16 protein-coding genes and 6 tRNA genes are annotated in these 18,261 nt (G+C 58.6%); 17 read left to right on the plus strand and 5 right to left on the minus strand.

Features of this window, described 5'->3' with window-relative positions; all coding sequences use genetic code 11:
* Window positions 1-572 precede the first annotated feature (572 nt).
* The 14 genes from AB5Z54_RS07290 to folB all read left to right on the plus strand — a co-directional run bounded on the left by AB5Z54_RS07290 (window position 573) and on the right by folB (window position 12,271).
* A tRNA-Leu gene (locus tag AB5Z54_RS07290) sits at window positions 573-662 on the plus strand.
* A gap of 59 nt (window positions 663-721) precedes the next feature.
* A complete protein-coding gene (locus tag AB5Z54_RS07295; RefSeq protein WP_368160985.1) occupies window positions 722-3,067 on the plus strand; it encodes a GAF domain-containing SpoIIE family protein phosphatase in 2,346 nt (781 codons plus the stop codon).
* Window positions 3,068-3,148: 81 nt separating this feature from the next.
* Window positions 3,149-3,895: an anti-sigma factor antagonist gene (locus AB5Z54_RS07300; protein ID WP_368160986.1), complete on the plus strand. Its 747-nt coding sequence runs from the start codon at window positions 3,149-3,151 to the stop codon at window positions 3,893-3,895.
* A gap of 105 nt (window positions 3,896-4,000) precedes the next feature.
* A tRNA-Gly gene (locus tag AB5Z54_RS07305) sits at window positions 4,001-4,076 on the plus strand.
* A 34-nt stretch (window positions 4,077-4,110) separates the two neighbouring features.
* A tRNA-Cys gene (locus AB5Z54_RS07310) sits at window positions 4,111-4,184 on the plus strand.
* A gap of 42 nt (window positions 4,185-4,226) precedes the next feature.
* Window positions 4,227-4,302: transfer RNA gene (locus AB5Z54_RS07315), tRNA-Gly, on the plus strand.
* Between the two features lie 336 nt (window positions 4,303-4,638).
* Complete coding sequence (locus tag AB5Z54_RS07320) at window positions 4,639-6,372, plus strand: glycoside hydrolase family 13 protein (RefSeq protein WP_368134816.1); 1,734 nt, start codon at window positions 4,639-4,641, stop codon at window positions 6,370-6,372.
* Between the two features lie 141 nt (window positions 6,373-6,513).
* Window positions 6,514-6,589, plus strand: a tRNA-Gly gene (locus AB5Z54_RS07325).
* 3 nt (window positions 6,590-6,592) lie between these two features.
* Window positions 6,593-6,667: transfer RNA gene (locus AB5Z54_RS07330), tRNA-Val, on the plus strand.
* A 632-nt stretch (window positions 6,668-7,299) separates the two neighbouring features.
* A complete protein-coding gene (gene nrdD, locus AB5Z54_RS07335) occupies window positions 7,300-9,522 on the plus strand; it encodes an anaerobic ribonucleoside-triphosphate reductase (RefSeq protein WP_368160988.1) in 2,223 nt (740 codons plus the stop codon).
* Window positions 9,523-9,953: 431 nt separating this feature from the next.
* On the plus strand, window positions 9,954-10,535 hold the full coding sequence (gene nrdG, locus AB5Z54_RS07340; protein ID WP_368134817.1) for an anaerobic ribonucleoside-triphosphate reductase activating protein: 582 nt from the start codon (window positions 9,954-9,956) through the stop codon (window positions 10,533-10,535).
* Window positions 10,536-10,601: 66 nt separating this feature from the next.
* On the plus strand, window positions 10,602-11,159 hold the full coding sequence (folE, locus tag AB5Z54_RS07345; protein ID WP_368160990.1) for a GTP cyclohydrolase I FolE: 558 nt from the start codon (window positions 10,602-10,604) through the stop codon (window positions 11,157-11,159).
* A 1-nt stretch (window position 11,160) separates the two neighbouring features.
* Complete coding sequence (locus AB5Z54_RS07350; protein WP_199583454.1) at window positions 11,161-11,742, plus strand: HD domain-containing protein; 582 nt, start codon at window positions 11,161-11,163, stop codon at window positions 11,740-11,742.
* Between the two features lie 43 nt (window positions 11,743-11,785).
* Window positions 11,786-12,271 carry a dihydroneopterin aldolase gene (folB, locus tag AB5Z54_RS07355; protein ID WP_368160992.1) on the plus strand — a complete coding sequence of 162 codons (486 nt, stop codon included), beginning with the start codon at window positions 11,786-11,788 and terminating at the stop codon, window positions 12,269-12,271.
* A gap of 6 nt (window positions 12,272-12,277) precedes the next feature.
* Here folB and AB5Z54_RS07360 read toward each other — a convergent pair whose 3' ends face one another.
* Together AB5Z54_RS07360 and AB5Z54_RS07365 are read right to left on the minus strand one after the other, a co-directional pair.
* Window positions 12,278-13,054, minus strand: coding sequence for a M48 family metallopeptidase (locus AB5Z54_RS07360; protein WP_368160994.1), 777 nt, complete (start codon window positions 13,052-13,054; stop codon window positions 12,278-12,280).
* Window positions 13,055-13,128: 74 nt separating this feature from the next.
* On the minus strand, window positions 13,129-14,142 hold the full coding sequence (locus AB5Z54_RS07365; protein ID WP_117640822.1) for a dipeptidase: 1,014 nt from the start codon (window positions 14,140-14,142) through the stop codon (window positions 13,129-13,131).
* Between the two features lie 120 nt (window positions 14,143-14,262).
* Here AB5Z54_RS07365 and AB5Z54_RS07370 point away from each other — a divergent pair, with 120 nt between their 5' ends.
* From AB5Z54_RS07370 to AB5Z54_RS07380, 3 genes are all read left to right on the plus strand, one after another.
* Entirely contained in the window at window positions 14,263-14,691 is a 429-nt protein-coding gene (locus AB5Z54_RS07370) for an FKBP-type peptidyl-prolyl cis-trans isomerase (RefSeq protein WP_055286916.1), read from the plus strand.
* Between the two features lie 3 nt (window positions 14,692-14,694).
* Window positions 14,695-15,273: an urease accessory protein UreE gene (locus AB5Z54_RS07375; RefSeq protein ID WP_022094405.1), complete on the plus strand. Its 579-nt coding sequence runs from the start codon at window positions 14,695-14,697 to the stop codon at window positions 15,271-15,273.
* An 81-nt stretch (window positions 15,274-15,354) separates the two neighbouring features.
* Window positions 15,355-16,152: an HAD-IIB family hydrolase gene (locus tag AB5Z54_RS07380; RefSeq protein ID WP_368160996.1), complete on the plus strand. Its 798-nt coding sequence runs from the start codon at window positions 15,355-15,357 to the stop codon at window positions 16,150-16,152.
* Window positions 16,153-16,229: 77 nt separating this feature from the next.
* Here the strand turns inward: AB5Z54_RS07380 and AB5Z54_RS07385 are convergent, their stop codons facing one another.
* The 3 genes from AB5Z54_RS07385 to AB5Z54_RS07395 form a co-directional block, all read right to left on the minus strand.
* Window positions 16,230-16,610, minus strand: coding sequence for a Fur family transcriptional regulator (locus AB5Z54_RS07385; RefSeq protein ID WP_368160998.1), 381 nt, complete (start codon window positions 16,608-16,610; stop codon window positions 16,230-16,232).
* A 61-nt stretch (window positions 16,611-16,671) separates the two neighbouring features.
* Entirely contained in the window at window positions 16,672-17,082 is a 411-nt protein-coding gene (locus tag AB5Z54_RS07390) for an acylphosphatase (RefSeq protein ID WP_368160999.1), read from the minus strand.
* Between the two features lie 2 nt (window positions 17,083-17,084).
* A complete protein-coding gene (locus AB5Z54_RS07395; protein ID WP_368161001.1) occupies window positions 17,085-18,191 on the minus strand; it encodes a Gfo/Idh/MocA family protein in 1,107 nt (368 codons plus the stop codon).
* Window positions 18,192-18,261 lie beyond the last annotated feature (70 nt).

Raw genomic sequence — 18,261 nt, forward strand, 5'->3', positions numbered from 1 at the left:
GGTCACCGCGCGGTCCGCATCTGATGGTGTCGACGTCAATGGTATACGGGTGCATCATCGACGTCTTCAATACAGAAAATATCAGTGCGGAATGTTCTGAAAACTAAGTCCAGCACGGGCCCTGCGGTAACTCGGCAGGGGGAGTGCGATTCCTTGATCGCTCACTTAGTTTAATAAGAAATTGAGCGAGGCCGGAGCTTTAGCTCCGGCCTCCCCATATAAGGGCTCGGCAAAGCCGAGCCACCAAATTTGCATCAGCCCCCAGAACATGTTTGAGAACTGTGCCTGAAGTACGTATTTGCAGGCCCCGTATCGGTGGTGCCTCCCGGCGCATTCCGCAGGGGGAGCGATATTTTGCAGCATGAAGTGCGTAGCAAAATATCGCTCATGCCCGAGGACGCGCTGGGAGGCAACACCGATACGGGGCCGGACATATCGATTTACCAGCGCATTTACAAATTCGTAAACTTTTTTCAAAAAAGTGCTTGCACAGTTCTCGAATCATAGGTTATTATCTTCCTCGTTGAACGCGCGGGTCCAACAAAACGAACTGCGAATCAACAGCATAGCATGTCGGAGTGGCGGAATTGGCAGACGCGCTAGCTTGAGGTGCTAGTGACCGCTTTTTGGTCATGCGGGTTCAAGTCCCGCCTCCGACACCATCGCATTTGAGAAGCCTCTTCGGAGGCTTTTTTGTTACCGATAGACGGTGAGGTCCACGATGGAAACGCTTGAGCGCAACGAGTGGGCAGACGTTGCCCAACTGGTCGAGATCACGAGCGATGCTGTCATCATCTGTGAGCTCGACGGAACCATTCTGCATGTGAATAACCGTTTGCTCGACCTGATGTGCGAGGAACGCGCTGACGTCATCAGCGGTGATGTCAAAGACGTTCTGTACTCGTCTGCCTTTGAGCGCGCGACCGAACATCGTCTGCCGTTTGAGACCGATGGCTCCGAGAGCGAGCTGATGCTCAAGCTGAGCGACGGGTCTTTTATTCCCGTCTTGGTTCGCGCAGGTTCCGTTACGCCTCCGCGTATCTTTGGACGTCGTGCGCCGCGTGTCCTGGTGGCGCTTCACAGCATCGAAGAGCAGTATTCCCACGATCGTCAGCTCAAACGTGCGTTATCGGAGCTTAGGGTGGCGAATAAACGCCTTTCGGGTACCCTTTCGGTCATTATGAGTACCGTGGGCTCCGATGAGCTCCCCAGCTTGCTCGATACCGTTTTGAATCAGCTTGTTGGAACGCTCGATGCCTCCGGTGCGGCTATCTATTTTTCCGAGAGCGGCGGCTTTAAGCTCCGCGGTGTTTCTAAGGAGCTTGAGGACAGCTATCTGCCTGAGTTTATGCCGTACGGCGCGGGCATTCCGACCTACGTGCTTCGCGAGTCGCGTGCCTGTCGCCTGTCGATTCAGCAGGACCTTGAGGGCGACCGGGTTGCTTCGGGTATGTTCATGGATTTGGACAATCGTTCCAAGCACTTGCTGCGCGTGCAGGATATGCCCCCGTATCGCAGCGAGATCTGTCTTCCCGTGTTTTACGGCACGCAGGTCCTTGGCGTGTTGGAAGTTGGCTGGAAACGCCCCCAGGCGCCACTTGCCTATGACGTGAACGTGCTCGAGGTCATCTGCGATTACCTGTCTATTCAGCTGGTCGGCATGGCGTCGAGCTTACGTTCGCGCCGCACGGCGGAGCTCGGCCGCTCGCTCAATTTGCTGCGCGACGAACTGTTTACCTATCTCGATGATCCCGTTGCCGCCTCGCGAGCGGTGTCGACGGAAATCTGCACGGTGCTCAATTGTCATTTCTGCCCCGTGGAGTATGATGCGGGCCTTGAAACCTATGTCATCGATTTTGAGGGCGGCAGTCGTGTGGCGCTGCCGGACGATCCGGAGTCACTCTTCTTTTCTGTCACGGCGCCAGCAGCGCGCCTGGGGGCAGCCCCCGACGGGTTTGAGACATCGGTGTTGGGCGGGACGAGCGCTGACGACCTCAAGCACGTGCGCCTTACACGTGTGGACGAATCCACGTCTATGGGTTCATGGTTGAGGGCCCACGGCCTACCGTGTCAGGGGCTTTATGTCGACTCCGGCATCGAAGCGGGGCGCTACCACTCGGAAGCGGATGGCAAACGAAGTAACGATGCGATCGTTCCCGCTGATATCGCCAAGGGGCCGACGAGGCGCGCTTTGCTGCTCCGCGATGGCAGCCAAGAACCAATTGACGACCTTGAATACGACTACCTGGTGCATCTGGCGCATGACTTTGAGCTGATCTATGAGGGTGAATCTCAAAAGCGCGAAGAGCGTCATATCGCTCAGACGCTTCAGATTGGCATGAGAAATTCGCTTGGTGACGTTCCGGGCATTGCAACCGATTCGGTATACCTATCGGCAACGAATTCTGCGTTGGTCGGCGGCGACTTCTATACGCTTGTCCGTCTTCCCGACGATTGTGCCGTAATGATTTTGGGCGATGTATCCGGCAAGGGGATTGAGGCGGCGTCGATGTCGGCGCTCGTCAAGACGGCGCTGACGGCCTATGCCTGGGAGGGTGCAGGGCCTGCCCGTATGGCACGCTCGCTCAATAGCATGCTCATGGGCTTTTCGAGGGTCGAGACGTTTGTGACGGCGTTTATCGCCAAGATTGATCTTAAAGCGGGCCGCGCTACTTATTGCTCTGCGGGACATCCTCCCACTATGGTCATTAGGCCGTCGTCGACGCCGCGTGGCGGCGGCGAGACCTGCGGGGGAGAAGTGGAGCTCCTTGGGTGCCAATCGGGCGTGATCGGTGCCTTTGAGAGCATGGTCTACGAGACGGGCGTGTTTACATTCGCTCCTGGTGACATGCTATTTATGTATACCGACGGAACAATCGAAGCACGTGATCGCTCGGGTGCTTTCTTTGGCGAACAACGCCTTCGCGACCTTCTGCTCTCTGTCTCGGGTGAGGGCGTATCGGGAATCTGCGGCAAGGTCTTGGGCGAGCTTGATCGCTTTACCGAGTCGGCGCTGGACGATGACATCGCGCTGGTCTCCCTTGAGTTTTTACGGGGTCGATCGTAGGTCACGACGCCTGACGGGCGAAATCTGCGCGGTTGCAGATACGTGTGCATCGAGCGAGCTCTTTTGGGGAACCATGGTCGTATGAATGAGTGGAATGACATAGCGGTTTTGACGCCACCGGGCGATATCGACATCGCCTCGGTGCCCGTGCTGCGCCGACGGTTGGATAATTTGATCGACCGGGGCGTGCGTCGTGTTGTCATCAATTGCCAGACCGTGGGCTTTATCGACTCGACGGGTTTGGCGTTTTTGCTTACACGTGCTAGAGAGCTTATGAGGCATGAGGGACTGCTTTCGCTCGTTAACGCCTCCGATGAGGTCGTTCGCTTTTTGGAAATTGCCCGACTTGTCGACATCCTTCATGTCGCGGGCCCGGCGCGTGAGTCGATTCCCGCCATTCCGGTGGGGGAGTTGCCGCGATGGAGCAAGAGCGTCGAAGTGCAGCGAGGCATCGAGAATCTCCCGTATTATCGGCACCGTGTGGCCGAGCTTCTCGAATCACTTCCCCTGAGGCGTGATGAACGCTATGACGTCGCATTGGCGTTGGGGGAGGCATTGGGTAACGCATATGACCATGCGGGCGGTGTTGGCTGCATCCTGACGGTTCAGGCCTATGGGGACCGTGTTGTGCTCGAGGTGCTTGATCGTGGCGTAGGCTATTCTATCGATGGGGTGAGCGAGCCGGTGGCATCCGAGGAACGCGGACGCGGTATCAAGCTTATGCGTATGCTCGTCGATAATGTGGAAGTTGCTCGTCGTACGGATGGCGCCGGCACACGTGTTCGGATGGTGAAGCTGTTTAGCTCGGCATTGGAATCGTGCGCTTAGGGTCTTGGCTTGGCATTATTTACCTGCATGAACTTGCTTCGAGCAACTTTTTTGAAAAAAGTACTTGCGTCTTTAGGACAACTCGCGTAAATTAATAACCCGCAAGCGGACATGGCTCAGTTGGTAGAGCACAACCTTGCCAAGGTTGGGGTCGCGGGTTCGAGCCCCGTTGTCCGCTCCATTGCATTTCCGGACCGTTTAGGCGGTCCTTTTTCGGCGAAGTGGCCAAGTGGTAAGGCAGAGGCCTGCAAAGCCTTTACCCCCGGTTCGAATCCGGGCTTCGCCTCCAGGCAACATCCGGGCGCTCCGGCGCCCGTTTTGTTTTACATATGCGGACATGGCTCAGTTGGTAGAGCACAACCTTGCCAAGGTTGGGGTCGCGGGTTCGAGCCCCGTTGTCCGCTCCAACTATCTTACGCGGTTCTAACGAACCGCGTTTTTTGTTGACGCTGCGCGGGCCCCGGGCACCCCATCTTGCCCCTCAATCGTCGGTCGCGTACATAAAGTACGCTTCCCTCCTCTTTCGCGGCAACCTGGGGCACCCGGACCCCGCTCGCTGTCGTGGCCGGGAAAGTGGGTCTTCCGTTCTTTTCACTAATCGGTCGATTCGTCCCAGGAGGCTTGAACCCGAGAGGGGTCGAGCATTTTGGGTCGTGGCTGTGGCGTTGCTTGCCGCGGATGTCCGCTTTGGGCGTATCATCGTGGGCATCTCGCAAAACCTCGTTGCAAGGGAGACTCATCCCATGTCTACAGAAAAGTCCTCGTCGCGCTCATGGATGTCCGATGCCGCGATCTATCAGATCTACCCGCGCTCGTTTAAGGATTCGACTGGTTCGGGTCTGGGCGATATCGCGGGCATTACCCAGCAGATGGACTATCTTGAGCGGCTGGGTATCGAGGCCATCTGGCTGAGTCCGTTTTACCCATCGCCTCTTGTCGATGGCGGCTATGATGTGGCGGACTACTGCGATGTCGACCCACGTCTCGGCTCGCTTGACGACTTCGATGACATGATCGCTGCGGCTCACGCGCGCGGCATCAAGGTCATCGTCGACATCGTACCCAACCATTCATCCAACCAGCACCCCTGGTTCAAAGCCGCTCTTGCCGCCGGCCCCGGATCGCCCGAGCGCGCCCGTTATATCTTCCGCGATGGTCGCGGCGAGCATGGCGAGCTGCCTCCCACCAATTGGAATGCCAACTTTGGCGGCCCCGCCTGGACGCGTGTTGCGGACGGTCAGTGGTATCTGCACATGTTTACGCCTGAGCAACCGGACTTTGACTGGTCATGCCCCGAGGTTCACGCGTTCTTTTGCGATGTCCTGGCGTTTTGGAGCGATCGAGGCGTCGATGGCTTTCGCATTGATGTGGCGCACGGTCTCGCCAAGGATCTCGACCGCGATGACCTCGACCGGTGGCATCTCGCCGAGGGCGATGACATGGTTGACGACGGCACCCATCCGCTGTGGGACCGCAACGAGGTCCACGAGATCTATCGCGAGTGGCGCCGCGTGTTCGACCGCTATAATCCGCCGCGCAGCGCCGTTGCCGAGGCGTGGGTGCTGCCCGAGCGCCAGTATCTCTACGCGCGTCCCAGCGAACTTGGCCAGACATTCAACTTTGAGTTCGCCAAGGCCACTTGGACCTATGATGACATGCACGCTGCAATCGAGGAGGGCTTGAAGGCGGCCATCGAATCCGATTCCGCCTCGACCTGGGTACTCTCCAACCACGACGTGCCGCGCGTGGCGACACGCTATGCCCTGCCGCAAATCAAGGCGACGCGCTACCACCAGATTGCGCTCGACTGGCTCTTACGCGACGGGTCGTCTTATGACGAGGACCGTGAACTCGGCGAGCGCCGCGCGCGGGCGGCCCTTTTGCTTGAGCTGGCGCTTCCGGGCTCGGCATACGTGTATCAGGGTGAGGAGCTCGGCCTTTTTGAGGTTGCTGACATTCCGTGGGCTGCACTCGAAGATCCCACTGCGACCAATACGCACGGATCGAAGCGCGAGAAGGGGCGCGACGGCTGTCGTGTGCCCCTGCCGTGGGTGGCGGCGGACGATCCCGCGCAGGGCGGATCGTTTGGGTTTTCACCGGCGGACGCCGATACGGCGCCCCATCTGCCGCAGCCTGCATGGTTTTCCGATTACGCTGCCGATAGGGAAGAAGCGGACCCGACATCGATGCTTGCGCTCTATCGTGACGCCCTTTGGCTGCGGCGCAAGCTGCGCGGGCGCGCCAACGATCTTGCGTGGCTCGATCTTGACGGGCGCACTGGCCTTGCGGATGGTGCCGAGGGCACTGAGGGCGGCGTCATCGCCTATCGCCGCGACAACGGCTGGGCGTGTGTGACGAACTTCGGCGCAGCGCCCGTGGAACTGCCGGCGGGCAGGGTCCTGCTCACCTCATCACCGCTTGCAGACGGCAGGCTCGCGCAGGACAGCTCTGCCTGGATCATGCTCTCTGAGTTGTAGGGGTCTCTTGCGGCGAGTTTGCGTTTGCCTGCGCCTTCCGTGGTGGCTGATGTCTTCGCGAGGTTCGCGAGGGCGTTGCAAAACTTTTCAAAAAAAGTTCTTGCATAGGATGCGGGCATCACGTAAGATTAATCCTCGTAAGCGGACATGGCTCAGTTGGTAGAGCACAACCTTGCCAAGGTTGGGGTCGCGGGTTCGAGCCCCGTTGTCCGCTCCATTTGGGCGTTTAGCTCAGGGGGAGAGCGCTTCCCTGACACGGAAGAGGTCAGAAGTTCAAATCTTCTAACGCCCACCAAATGTTCGCAGCCCAGAGGCTTTGCCTCTGGGCTGTTTTGTTTTGCTACCAAGCACGCCGCCAAATAAGCCACCAAATATTGATCCAAGGTCCGTACGCGATGGTCTTCGCATCCCGTAGGGGTGCCGGCAGATTGCATACGTCCTGGCCGATCGTGACCGCAACATGTTGGTCAAGCATAATCTTTTGGATTCTTTTGGCGTGAGCGGCTTGGTTTTGGTAGGATTTGTCAGCGGCTTGACTAAGGGGGTTTTATAACTGCCATGCAGGTAGCCGTGTTGGTAACGTTTTACCGACTTGCCAAGAACCCCTCATAATTAATGCGTCTGCAAAATGACCAATTGCTTTGACCTGCTGAAACACTATATGTTGTGTTTGAACTAAAAAAAGAATACAGGATATAGATGCGTCTTTGTCGTATGATAGATGGCGGACAGAGAACGAAGACCTTATTCGTCCCATTTGGACACGCCTTTGAGCCGCTTGATCGGCCGCGAGGATTGTCCGCATGAGGACTTATGGTTTATCGAGAACACAGATTGCGCGACGGCGCCGCAAGACAGGGGCAAGCCCTGCCGGGCATCGTTTGGCTCTGAAGCGCAATGAGGCTACGACGCGAAAGAGGCAAGAGGATGAAGATCATCAAGCGCAGCGGCACCGAGGTTACCTTTGACATCGATAAGATCGTCAATGCCATCCGCGCCGCAAACTTGGAGGTCGAGGAGAGCTCTCGTCTTACCGACCGCCAGGTGGTTTACGCGGCACAAAACGTCGCCGAGGCATGTGAGAACGCGGGCCACACCGTGTCGGTCGAGGAGATTCAGGATCTGGTCGAGGACGAGATCATGCGTCTCGACTGCTACGAGGTTGCCCGCCACTACATCATCTATCGCTATGTTCAGAGCCTGAAGCGCCAGAAGAACACGACCGACGACAAGATTCTGTCGCTGATCGAGTGCAACAACGAAGAGGTCAAGCAGGAGAACTCCAACAAGAACCCGACCGTCAATTCCGTTCAGCGTGACTACATGGCCGGCGAGATCTCCAAGGACCTGACTCAGCGTGTGCTGCTGCCCCAGGAGATCGTGGATGCCCATAATGAGGGCCTGATTCATTTCCACGATTCGGATTACTTTGCCCAGCACATGCACAACTGCGATCTGGTGAACCTGGAGGACATGCTCCAGAACGGCACTGTTATCTCGGGTACGCTGATTGAGAAGCCGCACAGCTTCTCGACCGCCTGCAACATCGCGACGCAGATCATCGCCCAGGTTGCTTCCTCCCAGTACGGTGGCCAGTCGATTTCGCTGACCCATCTTGCCCCGTTCGTCGAGGTGAGCCGTCAAAAGATTCGCGGCGAGGTCGCCCGCGAGCTCGAGGAGCTCGGCGTTTCCGCATCTCCCGAAAAGGTCCGCGAGGTCGTTGAGGACCGTCTGCGTGACGAGATTCGTCGCGGCGTCCAGACGATCCAGTATCAGGTCGTGACGCTTATGACCACGAACGGCCAGGCGCCGTTCGTGACGGTCTTTATGTATCTTAACGAGGCCCGTACGCCTCAGGAGAAGCACGACCTTGCCATGATCGTGGAGGAGACGCTTCGCCAGCGCTACGAGGGCGTTAAGAACGAGGCCGGCGTGTGGATTACCCCGGCATTCCCCAAGCTCATCTATGTACTCGAGGACGATAACGTTCACGAGAATTCCCCGTACTTCTACCTGACCCAGCTGGCCGCTAAGTGCACCGCCAAGCGCATGGTGCCCGACTACATCTCCGAGAAGAAGATGCGCGAGCTCAAGCTGTCTAAGGGTGAGACCGCGGGCAACGGCGACTGCTATACCTGCATGGGCTGCCGCAGCTTCCTGACGCCTGACCGTTCCGGTAACGGATTTAACAACGTGGCCAACGCGCTGAACTATGATCCGAACAAGCCCAAGTACTATGGTCGCTTTAACCAGGGCGTCGTGACCATCAACCTGCCTGATGTCGCACTGAGCTCGCATCAGGACATGGACAAGTTCTGGAAGATCTTCGATGAGCGCCTTGAGCTGTGCCACCGTGCCCTGCTGTGCCGTCATGAGCGCCTGATGGGTACGCTTTCGGATGCCGCACCGATTCTTTGGCAGTACGGTGCCCTCGCTCGTCTGAAGAAGGGCGAGACAATCGACAAGCTGCTCGTGGGCGGATACTCCACCATCAGCCTGGGCTATGCCGGCCTGTATGAGTGCGTCAAGTACATGACGGGCCACAGCCACACCGAGAAGGAGGGCACGCCCTTTGCCATGGCCGTCATGCAGCGCATGAACGACAAGTGCGCGGAGTGGAAGGCCGAAAGCGATATTGACTTCTCGCTGTACGGTACCCCGCTTGAGTCGACGACCTACAAGTTCGCCAAGTGCCTGCAGCGTCGTTTTGGCGTCATCCCGGGCGTGACGGACAAGGGCTACATCACCAACAGCTACCACGTCCACGTGTCCGAGGAGATCGACGCATTCGACAAGCTCAAGTTCGAGGGTATGTTCCAGCAACTTTCGCCGGGCGGTGCCATCTCCTATGTCGAGGTTCCCAACATGCAGGACAACCTCAAGGCTGTCATCCGCGTGATGCAGTACATCTACGACAACATCATGTACGCCGAGCTCAACACCAAGAGCGATTATTGCCAGGTGTGCGGCTACGACGGCGAGATCAAGATTGTCGAGGATGACGGCAAGCTGGTGTGGGAGTGCCCCAACTGCGGCAATCGCGACCAGGAGAAGATGAACGTCGCTCGTCGTACGTGCGGCTACATCGGTACCCAATTCTGGAACCAGGGTCGAACCGAGGAGATCCGCGACCGCGTGCTGCATCTCTAATACCGCTCCGGGGCTGAACCGAGAGGGCCGCTTGGGCATTTGCTCGCTATTTCGGACAGTCCTGCGCAAGACGAAGGCCACATTAAGTGGCCTTCTTTGCGTGCGGAACTCATATCGAGCAAATGCCCAAGCGGCCCTCTCGGTTCAGCCAAGTTGACGTAGCTGAGATGCAGCGCGCAGCCTGCTCACTCCTCGAAGTTCTTAGTGGAATTGAGTTGACTTGCAACAGCGCTTTGCTTGCGAAGTCGGTTGAGCTGCAACTCAGTATTTATTAGACCTCGAACCCTATACTCGATGTTCGCTTCGTTCACCGAGTATCGCTCGCGAGGGGTCTGGAGTATATCGTCCCGCCCGCAGTTCTGCAGCGAGCGCAGCGAGCGAAGCTGTTTGAGGACGGGATGATATACTCCAGACCCCCAGAAAGGTTACCTATGAACTACGCGAACATTAAGTATTTCGACATTGCTGATGGGGAAGGCGTTCGTACTTCTCTGTTTGTGAGCGGGTGCCGTCGCGGGTGCAAGAATTGCTTTAACTCCGTCGCGTGGGACTTTGCTGCGGGCGAGCCGTTCGATCGCGCCGTCGAGGACAAAATTATCGAGAGTCTCGATCATCCCTTTATCGATGGCCTGACGATTCTGGGTGGCGAGCCCATGGAGCCCGAGAATCAGGCGGGGCTTGTTGACTTTATCGAACGCGTGCGTGCGGCCTATCCCGCGGGGTCGGGCAAGACCATTTGGTGCTTTACCGGCGACGTGCTCGAGGAGCTTATGCCGGGTGGTCGTCACCATACCGAGGCGACGGACCGTATCCTTGCCTGCCTCGATATGTTGGTGGATGGCCCGTTTGTTCAGGATCTGTACGATATCTCATTGCGCTTTAGGGGCTCGAGTAACCAGCGTGTGATCGATATGAACGCTACGCGCGACCGTGCTGAGCGCGAGGGCGTTGCGCTTTGTGATGCGGTTGAACTTTGGCGTGATGATCCGGTCTATTCGACCCATACTATGTAGCTTGTGGCCGATGCCGGAGGGCGTGGTACCATAGCGCGAACGCAAAATCGGAAAAGTGAGGCCCAGATGGTCGATCAGGAAAAAGTCGAGGCCGCCATTAAGCTGTTGCTTGAGGGCATAGGCGAGGACCCAACTCGGGAGGGCCTGCTGGAGACCCCGGCGCGCGTTGCCCGTATGTATGGCGAAATCGCCGGCGGTATGGACCAGAGTGCCGAGGAGCACCTGTCCAAAACGTTTGCCGTCGCTTCGAACGATTTGGTTATCGAGCGCGACATCACGTTCTACTCGCTGTGCGAACATCATCTGCTGCCGTTTTATGGCAAGGCTACCATTGGCTATATCCCCAACGGCCGTGTCGCAGGGCTCTCTAAGCTTGCTCGCACGGTTGAGGTTTATGCCCGCCGTCTGCAGCTGCAGGAGCAGCTGTGTGCGCAGGTTGCCGACGCCCTCATGGATTATCTCGCTCCCCAGGGAGCGATTGTGCTCATGGAAGCTGAGCATATGTGCATGACCATGCGCGGCGTGCAAAAGCCCGGCACCAAGACCGTGACGCTCGCTCGCCGCGGCGTCTTTGAGACTGATCCCGCGCTCGAGGATCGGTTCTTTAGGATGCTGGGCCGTTAGCATGAGGGTCGTCAACGACTTTACATCGAAGACCGATGAGGGGACGTCGCGTCGCGGCTTTATGGCTTCGGGCCTGACTCCCTTTGGTGCCATGCCTCGCATTGATTACATTTGTGCCAACGGGCTGTTCCGTCGGCACCTGGGCAACATTGCACAGTTGGAATCGGGGCGCATCTTCTGCCGCCACGGTATTGACCACCTGCTGGATGTCGCTCGCATTATGTGGATCAAGAATCTCGAGGAACAGCTCGAATTTGACCGCGAGGTCATCTACGCCACGGCACTTCTTCACGATATCGGCAAAGATGAACAGTATGAATCGGGTATATCCCATGATGTTGCAAGCGAACGCGTCGCTGATGCGATTCTCGGCGGTATGCCCGATGACGTAGCGTTTGAGCCGGCCGATGCCGCAGCCATTAAGACGGCCATTCTGGGCCATCGAAAGCTGCGCGTGAACAGCCAACCGCTCGAGCGCCTGCTCTATGCAGCCGACAAAGCGTCGCGCGCCTGCTTTGCATGCCCCGCGCGCAATGCTTGCAACTGGAGCGATGATAAAAAGAACCTGTCGATTCGCGTGTAGTTAGTTTACGCGGTCGGGGTTCTAAACGAAGGAGACGATCGCGATGAGCAACAAGAAACTGCCCGAGAATGCAACCAAGACTGAAGGCGCCGAGCTCGCCCGCCGTGGAAGGGGCGAAATATCCACCGCAACGGCGGTTCCCCACGTGAGCTATGACGATCTGCGCCATGCTGACCGCATTACTATCGACGGTCTCGAGGTCTTTGCCAACCACGGCGTGTATCCCGAAGAGAACGCGCTGGGCCAGAAGTTCATCGTGTCCTTGGTGCTCTATGCCGACCTGCGTGCAGCGGGGGAGCACGATAACCTGGACGCTTCGATTGACTACGGCTCGGTGTGCCACGATGTCGATGGCTATCTGCGCGAGCATACGTTTAAGCTCATCGAGGCTGCAGCCGAGGGTGTGGCCCAGATGCTGCTGCGTCGTTACCCCCTGCTGCTTGGCGTGCACGTTAAGCTTGATAAGCCTTGGGCGCCCGTCGGTCTTCCCCTGGCAAGCTGCGGTGTCGAGATCGAGCGTGTGCGCTAACCGACTCTAGAGCTCGTTGGCGGGCGGTTTTTTGAGCCGCTGCGACAGAGCCCTGTTGTTGGGGCAGTACGTGTCGAGCAGCGCGTGAAACCGATGATTGTGGCTCGGTTCGAGCAGGTGGACGAGCTCGTGGGCGACAACCATGTCAAGGCACTCGACGGGGTAGGCGGCAAGTTCTCGTGCGATGCGAATGGCGCCGGTTTTGGGCGTGCATGATCCCCAGCGCGTTTTCATGCTGCGCACGGAAACGCGGGAAACGGCGACACCCATTGCGATTTCGTACGCGCGCACCATATCGCGCAGCGCCGTGGTGACCTCGGATGCATAGAGCTGGTCGATGCGGGTCTGGAGCTCATCGGACGTCAGGCCGTCGAGGGTTGCGCGCCGCTTGGCCTGTGGGCGTTCGTTCGATTTGTCGGCACCCATAAAACTTGCGAAGGTGGCCTGCTTGGGCCGCGGTGCGGGTGATGCAAAGTTGCGATCGAGCGCATCTTGTACCGTGATGGGCTTGCCCCAAAGTGCAATGATGGACGAGGGGCTGAGCGGCTCTCGCGCCGTCGCCTGACGTTGCTCGCGCTGGGCAAGTCGTCTGATAATCCAGGCGCTGTTGCGCTTCACAAACGCTTCGATACGCTCGCGGCTGGCGCCGAGCGGTGCGCTGGCGTGGACCTCACCGCTCGATGTGACGCGCAGGTTGAAGTTTTTGACGCGCTTTTTGGTAACGACGACGGGGATGGGAGTCCCATCCGGTTGGGGTAGGAAAAGCGTAAATTGCTGCGTCAAAAGTGGTCCTTCAGATTGGGGACGGGCCGGCATGTCGACCGTTCGGCATGCCGGCCCGCTCAGGGGATGTGAAATTAATAACGCTCAAAGAAGGCAAGGGCATTATCGCTGCAGAGCTTCTGCATCACGGTCTTGCCAAAGTGCTTGGAGAGCATGTTCTGGAACTCGGGCATCTTGCTGGCATCGGAGAGGAAGGCGGGCACCGTGGCACCGTCCCAGTCGCCGCCGAGCGCGATGACGTCCTCGCCGCCCAGGTCGAGCCAGTGCTCGATATGTGCCGCCAGCTGGTCGAAGGTGACGTCTGCGGCTGTCTTGTCGGTTGCGTCGTTGGAAAGGAACTCGCTGCAGTAGTTGAGGCCGACGATGCCACCCATGTCGCGAATGGTGCGGAACTGGTCGTCGGTGAGGTTGCGCTTAACGCCGCAAACTGCACGGGAGTTGGAGTGGCTGGCGACGAAGGGACGTGTGGCGTGGGCGACAACCTCGTCAAAGCACTCATCGTTGAGGTGGGAGACGTCAAGCACCATGCCGGCGTGCTCCATCTGCGTAAGTGCCTCGATGCCGGCGGCGGTGAGGCCGGCGTGGGTATCGTGTCCGCTCGCGAGCGGTCCCTGCGCATTCCAGCTGAGCGATGACATGAGTACGCCCAAGCTCTTGAGCACCTCGATCAGCGCGGGGTCCTCGGCAAAGAACGTGGCGTTTTCGATGGTGTGGATGCAGGCGACCTTGCCGTCTTTGAGCGCGGGGCGAATGTCTGCCGCGCTGCGTACGTTGACCATGCGGTCGTGGTTGAGCATTGCCTGGCCGCTCATATGCGCCATGATCTGCGCCTGGAAGCGCGCGGCGTGGGCGGTGGGAATCTCATCGGGGACAAACGTGGCGAAGCACTGTGCCCATGGCGTGTTGCCGATCTTTGCGAGCGAGATGGCGCAGGCGTTGCCCTCGATGAGGTCGAAATCTTGCGGATGCGTTTCGTCGCCGGGGAAATAACCGTCGGTGCCGGCGGTAAAGCGCAGGTCGAGATCGAGCGTGGCCCAGCCGATGCGGTCGGCGGTGTCGCAGTGTAGGTCAAATACGGGATATGCCATGGTTCCTCCGGTTGCAGCGTTTCTTTGCAAACTGTCATTGAATTGTATGACTAGGGTATAGTTAGCGCCATATGTTCACGGCGGCCCGCGTTGTGCGCCGCCCTTATCACGGAGGTTACCATGTCCAACCAGGGCAAGAAGGTCAAGACTCATTATCGCGGCACGCTCGACGACGGCACGCAGTTCGATAGCTCCTACGATCGCGGCGAGCCGCTGGAGTTCACCTGCGGCGCCGGTCAGATGATCAAGGGCTTCGACGCCGCTGTTGTCGACATGCAGGTGGGCGAGAAGAAGACCGTGCACATTCCTGCTGCCGATGCCTACGGCGAGCACAATCCCGAGATGGTTATTACCTTCCCGGCCGAGCAGGTTCCCAACATCGAGCAGATCGAGAAGGGCATGAAGCTCTTCCTGTCCACGCCGAGCGGCATGCCTGTCCCCGCCGTCGTCATCGACGTAACGCCCGAGGCTGTGACGCTCGATGCCAACCACGAGCTTGCCGGCAAGGACCTCAACTTTGATATCGAGCTCGTCGAGGTCGAGGGTTAGAGCATGCCTGAGCGCTTGGTTTCGACGACATGCTTGGGAAATCTCAACGATCCGTCCTATGAACTTCTGCTTCGCCGGAAGCTGGGCGGCGTCTTTGAAGTTGACGAGCTACTGCTCGATTGGGACCAGGCTGATGTATGCGCGTTTGTGGGCGTGACGGAGCTGGGGCGCACGGTCGATGTTCGGCTGGATACTGCCGACGGCGGTCGTTTTGTCGACGGCGACGTGCTCGCCGTCGACCGTTCGGGCGTGGTGCCCGTGGCGGTTGTCGTGCGCCTGCGCAGCGCCGAGGTTTATTTGGTCGAAGTTGACCGCATGGACCCGATTGCGCTCGCGCATGCGTGCTGGGAGATCGGCAATATGCATGCGCCGCTTTTTCGAGGCGATTCGGACGAGTATACCGTGCGCATGTATACGCCGGTGCAGCCTGTTTTGGGCCGCATGCTCCGGGGCGTCGAGGGCGTTCGGCTCTCGACGGTTACCCGTGAACTCGATTCGGACCGGCGCTTTGCGTCGAGTGCGGCGGATGCCGTTGTGAGTATGGCACCAGACTTTACGATCGTAAAGAAGGCGCGCGGTTAACGTGCGTATAAGTAAGGCGGACTTTGAGAGACAACTATTCAAAGTCCGCCTTTCTGTTGATGAGATGCTGTGGGGGAGCATATGGGTCTTGAGGGAATCAAGCTGATTGCATGCGATTTGGACGGCACGTTGCTGCATCCGGGGGAGCGCGAGCCGCGTTCCGAGGCCTTTGAGCTCATCGATGAGCTGCATCGTCGCGGTATCGTGTTTATGCCGGCGAGCGGCCGTCAATATGCGAGCTTGCGCTATCTGTTTGCCCCGGTGGCCGATGAGCTCGCCTATGTATGCGAAAACGGAGCCCTGGTGATGAGCGAGGGGCGTGCCGTTGTCAAGCGTTCCATGGAGCGTAGCCTTGCTATGGATATCGCGAATGCCGTGGTTGCGTATCCCCATGCCGACGTGACCCTTTCGTGTGAGGGACACCTCTACACCATGAGCGGCAACGATGCGTTCGTCGACCATTTGCGCTATGAGGTTCACTGCGATGTGGCGGTGGTCGACCGCCCCGAGGACATCGACGAGGACGTCATTAAGATTGCCTTCCAGACGCCCGAGGTGGATCAGCCGGCGGCCCTGGAGTATTTCGAGCGCCTCTTTAGCGACCGTGTCGACGTGATGACGTCGGGAACCGAATGGACGGACTTTATCGGTTTCGGTTCGGGCAAGGGCTCCGCGCTTGCCGATTACGGTCGTGCCCTGGGTATTTCGCCCGATGAGATGATGGCGTTTGGCGACAATGAGAACGATCGCGACATGCTCAACGTCGTGGGCCATCCCTATCTGATGGAGAGCTGCAACCCCTCTATGCGTGGCATCAACGACCGCGTCCGCTACGTGCGCACGGTCGAAGAAGAACTGCGCCGTCTGCTCGCCGAGTAGGTTTTCGCGACATACCTAGAAATCTATTTTTTGCTGCAAAGTGCGGAAAGGCGGATTTTAAGGCATGTCCCGAACATCTACCGGCAGTCGGGGCAGAGACCCTCGAAGATGGTGTAGTGCGACGTGACGCGCCAGCCGATTTGCTCGGACGCCTTGGCGTCGAGCTGGGCATCGAAGGGGAGCGGTACGTCGATGACGCGGCTGCACGAGGTGCAGATGATATGCGCATGCGGCTCGATCGTGCGATCGAAGCGGCTGCCGCCCGGCGTCTTGATGGAGAGGATTTCGCCGGCGTCGGCCAAGAGATTGAGATTGCGGTAGACCGTACCGCGGCTGATTTTGTCATCCTGCGCGCGCACGACGTTGTAGATTTCGTCGGCGGTGGGATGGTTATAGCTTTGGCGCACGGCGTCAAGAACCAGCTTTCGCTGCCTGGTATTCCTTCTTTGCACCGCCATGCGCCTCGCCTCTTTTCTATTAACGGTCATAGGTAAATGATACCGTATTTAGTACACAATACTAATAATGAGGACTGAAACCGTCTTCATTGGCAAGTGGGGCTCGGGCCTGGGCGTCTACGAGGCGAAAACGCGTTCCCATGCGCTCGTAGGAGGCATGAAGCGCCTCGAGATGAGATAGGATGTTTGCCGGAGCTCCCTGTATCTCCATCTCGACTGAGCCGTCTTCCATGTTACGCACCCAGCCGGTGAGTGTGCGTGCCTGCGCGAGGTTGGTGTTGGTAAAGCGAAAACCAACGCCTTGGACTTGCCCCGTCCAGTGCAGGAAATAGCGCAGGGGAGCGTCTTGAGTGGCCTCGTCGCTTGCGAGTACGGTAAGCCTGCGGCGCAGCTCGAGCTCGACGTTTGATGGTTTTTGAGGCTCTCGACTGCCGCCGGTGACGCTGGAGAAGAACGTATCGAAGAGGCCCATCGCTATGCCTGCTTGCCTGCGTCGGCCGGGAAGGTAATGCCGGCCTGCCGGCGCACGGCATCCATGATACGCAGTGAGACGAGCGTGACATCGCGGTAGTGGCCAAGCTCGTGGCGTCCTGCCGGGGTCTCCCAAATCTCTTCCTTAACGTTATCGATGCCGCCGATGGCGGTGATAAAGTCTGTGAGTTCGTATTCCATAGTGTTGCTCGATTTGGGTAGGTCGAGCACGCGGCCGTTGTCGCCCTGTTCGCGCGGTGCCTCAGTCGCCGAGCCGCGTACGACATCGCCGCGATAGTCGATGCGGACGTTGCGGGGCGTGGACAGATGGTCGATCTGGATAGTGCCACGCTCGCCTTCGATCTGCGAGGGCAGCAGGTCATTCGTAATTTTGGAGTGCGCGAGCTCGACGGAGATGCGGCCTCCGCCATAGCTGGCGAGGATGGAACCGCAGCCGTCGATGGGGCCGTGCGTGAGCTGTCGCGTGGTGGGGTCGAGCAGAGTAGTCATGCTCGTAAGGCCGGAAGGCATGCCGAAAATCTCGACCATGGGCTCGACGGCGTAGACGCCAATGTCCATGAGGGAACCCGATGCCATATTGCAGTCGAAGATATTGGTGGCGCGTCCCGCGAGAATCTCGTTGTAGCGCGAGGAATACTTGCCAAAGCGCAATGAGGCGCGGCGGATGGGGGCGATCTCGCCCAGGGCGTCCTCGATGGCGTGGAAGGCGGGATCGTGGAGGGGACGCATGGCCTCGAGGGCCACGACACCTGCTGCCTCGGCAGCGCGGAAGACTTCCAGCGCCTGCGCTTCGGTGGCGCAGAAGGGTTTCTCGACGATGACGTGCTTGCCACCGGCGATGCAGGCGAGCGCCTGTTCGTGATGGAGTGCATTGGGACTGCCGATGTAGACGGCATCGACGTCGTTGGCGGACGCGAGCTCGTCGAGTGCGGTGAAGTTGCGTTCGCCGCCGTGCTCGGCAGTAAAGGCGGCGCCGTGCTCGGCATTGCGCGAGAGCGTGCCTACGAATACGGCCTGGTCGTTGGCATTGACGACCTGGATAAAGTCGTCGGTGATCATGGATGTGCCGATGGTTGCGATACGCAGCATGTGTCCCCCTTGCGTTGTTTGGCCTACAGGATGAGTGTAGCGCGTGGGGATATAAAGCTGCGCGAAAACG

This window comes from Collinsella aerofaciens, assembly GCF_040910185.1.
Lineage (GTDB): Bacteria > Actinomycetota > Coriobacteriia > Coriobacteriales > Coriobacteriaceae > Collinsella > Collinsella aerofaciens_BF.